The 2,472-nt window shown below is 69.3% G+C and carries 1 protein-coding gene; it reads left to right on the forward strand.

The window, feature by feature from the left end; all coding sequences use genetic code 11:
* Window positions 1-178 precede the first annotated feature (178 nt).
* Window positions 179-1,963, forward strand: a complete 1,785-nt coding sequence (locus FJV41_RS48735; RefSeq protein WP_141649450.1) for a monovalent cation:proton antiporter-2 (CPA2) family protein — start codon at window positions 179-181, stop codon at window positions 1,961-1,963.
* Window positions 1,964-2,472 lie beyond the last annotated feature (509 nt).

The raw sequence follows: 2,472 nt of genomic DNA on the forward strand, positions 1-2,472 counted from the left end.
GGCATCGGCGGCTCCGGGGGTGTGGGGGACTGCGTGGCTGCCTGCTGCCACTGGATTACGCATCCGGCACACAGTCGGTTACATACGACCCACCTTCCCGGTGTCGGGGGTCCCCGCTGACTGGCGAGCCCGGGGGCTGTGATTGCCCGGCATGGGCGTCCGTGCGAGGAAGCGGGGCATGTCCTTCCTGCATCAGGCGCTGGTGTTCCTCGGCGCCGCGGTGGTGTCCGTTCCGCTGTTCAAGCGGCTCGGTCTGGGCTCGGTGCTCGGCTACCTGGTGGCCGGCGCCGTCATCGGCCCCTCCGGCGCGCAGCTCATCGGCGACGTGAAGAACGTGCTCCACTTCTCCGAGCTGGGCGTCGTGCTCCTCCTGTTCGTCATCGGCCTGGAGCTGCAGCCCTCCCGACTGTGGAACCTGCGCCACTCCGTGTTCGGCATGGGCGGCGCCCAGGTGCTCATCACCGGCTCCCTGCTCGCCGCCGCGTGCTTCCTCTTCGGACTGCCCCCCGCCGCGGCCATCATCGCCGGCTTCGGCCTCTCCCTCTCCTCCACCGCCTTCGCGCTCCAGCTGCTCGCAGAACGCAACCAGCTCACCACCGGCTACGGACGGCTCGCCTTCGGCATCCTCCTGTTCCAGGACCTGGCCGTCATTCCCCTCCTGGCCCTGCTGCCCCTGCTCGGCCACACCGACGCCACCTCCGTCGAGCCCGGCTGGCACACCGGCCTCAAGGTCGTCGCCGTCCTCGTCGGCGTCGTGCTCTCCGGCCGCTTCCTGCTGCGCCCCCTCTTCCGCGCCGTCGCGTCGTTCCACAGCCAGGAGCTCTTCACCGCCACCGCCCTGCTCGTCGTCGTCGGCACCGCCGCCCTCCTCAACGCCGTGGGCCTCTCCATGGCGCTGGGCGCCTTCCTCGCCGGCGTGCTCCTGTCCGAGTCCGAGTACCGCCACGAGCTCGAGGCCGACATCGAGCCCTTCAAGGGCCTGTTGCTCGGCCTGTTCTTCATCGCCGTGGGCATGAGCGTGAACCTGGGCCTCATCACCGAGCGCCCCGGCCTCATCACCGGTCTCGTCGTAGGCCTCGTCGCCATCAAGGGCGCCGTGCTCTACGGACTGGGACGCTTCAACCTCAAGGAGAACGAGCCGGCCCTCAGCCTGGGCGTGGTCATCTCCCAGGGCGGTGAGTTCGCCTTCGTCCTCTTCGCCCTCGCCGTGTCCTTCCACGTCATGTCCACGGAACTGGCGGACCTGCTCGTCGTCGTCGTGGGCCTGTCCATGGCCACCACGCCGCTGCTCTACGCCGCCTATGAGCGCTGGGGCCGCCCCCGCTTCCAGAAGAAGACCCAGGCCCGCGAGTACGACGTGGCGCCCGAGGAGGATCACCCCGTCATCATCGCCGGCTTCGGCCGCGTGGGTCAGGTCGTCGGCCGCCTGCTGCGCGCCAAGCGCATCACCTTCACCGCCATTGACGCCAGCCCCGAGCACATCGACTTCATGAAGCGCTTCGGCAGCCAGGTCTTCTACGGCGATGCCTCCCGGTTGGACCTGCTGCGCGCCGCCCGCGCCGACAAGGCCCGCGTCTTCGTGCTCGCCATCGACGACGTCGAGGCCTCCATGCGCACCGCCAAGACAGTGAAGGAGCACTTCCCCCACCTCACCATCTTCGCCCGCGCACGCAACCGCGTGCATGCGTACCGGCTGCTCGATTTGGGCATCGAGCACGTGATGCGCGAGACGTTCGCCGGCAGCGTGGAGATGGGCGGCGACATCCTCCAGACGATGGGCCTCACCTTCTCCGAGAGCCACCGCGTCATGGAGCGCCTGAGAGACCACGACGAGAAGCTCCTGCGCGAGACGGCCCTCTTCCACCGCGACGAGCAGAAGCTCGTGGAGGCCGCCGCGCGCGCTCGCAAGGAGCTGGAGAGCCTGTTCGAGCAGGACGACGCCGAGGCGAAGAAGTCCGCATGAGCGCCGAGCCCCGGGCAGGCCGACCTCCCGGGTCTTCAAGACTCAAGCTAAAAACAGCACATCCCAGGTCGGCTCGATTTTCCAGGCTATCTGAACCCGCATTCACCCGGGGCGCATTCATCCGTTCGAGTTGCAGCGAAGCCGCACGAGACGCCCGTTCCGAGCCCCCTCCATGCCCTGGAAGGCGCCGAGCGAGGGGGGGACCCCCACCGGCTGCTCGCGGGAGACGGCGAGCGGAGTATGGTTCTCCCCGGATGCGCCCCCGCCTCACCGCAACCCTCATCCTCGCCCCCTTCCGTGCATCGGCCCACGCGGAAGCTCGAGGCGCCTTCGCGCCAGTGGCGCCCTTCGTCCCCATCCGGGCGAGAGGCGACGCGCCGCGACGGCTTCGTGTACCGGGCGTTCCCCCCTGGGCACCGGAGAACGCGCCGGACAGGCCCCCCACCGGCTGACGGCCCACCCCGCTCCGCTCATCCCCTGGACCCTGGCCTGTCTCTGATATACATCCC

Origin of the sequence: Myxococcus llanfairpwllgwyngyllgogerychwyrndrobwllllantysiliogogogochensis (assembly GCF_006636215.1) — a bacterium.
Classification (GTDB): Bacteria; Myxococcota; Myxococcia; order Myxococcales; family Myxococcaceae; genus Myxococcus; species Myxococcus llanfairpwllgwyngyllgogerychwyrndrobwllllantysiliogogogochensis.

Coding starts and splice junctions, on each gene's coding strand:
- FJV41_RS48735 (WP_141649450.1), top strand. CDS start 179: ATGTCCTTCCTGCATCAGGCGCTGGTGTTCCTCGGCGCCGCGGTGGTG.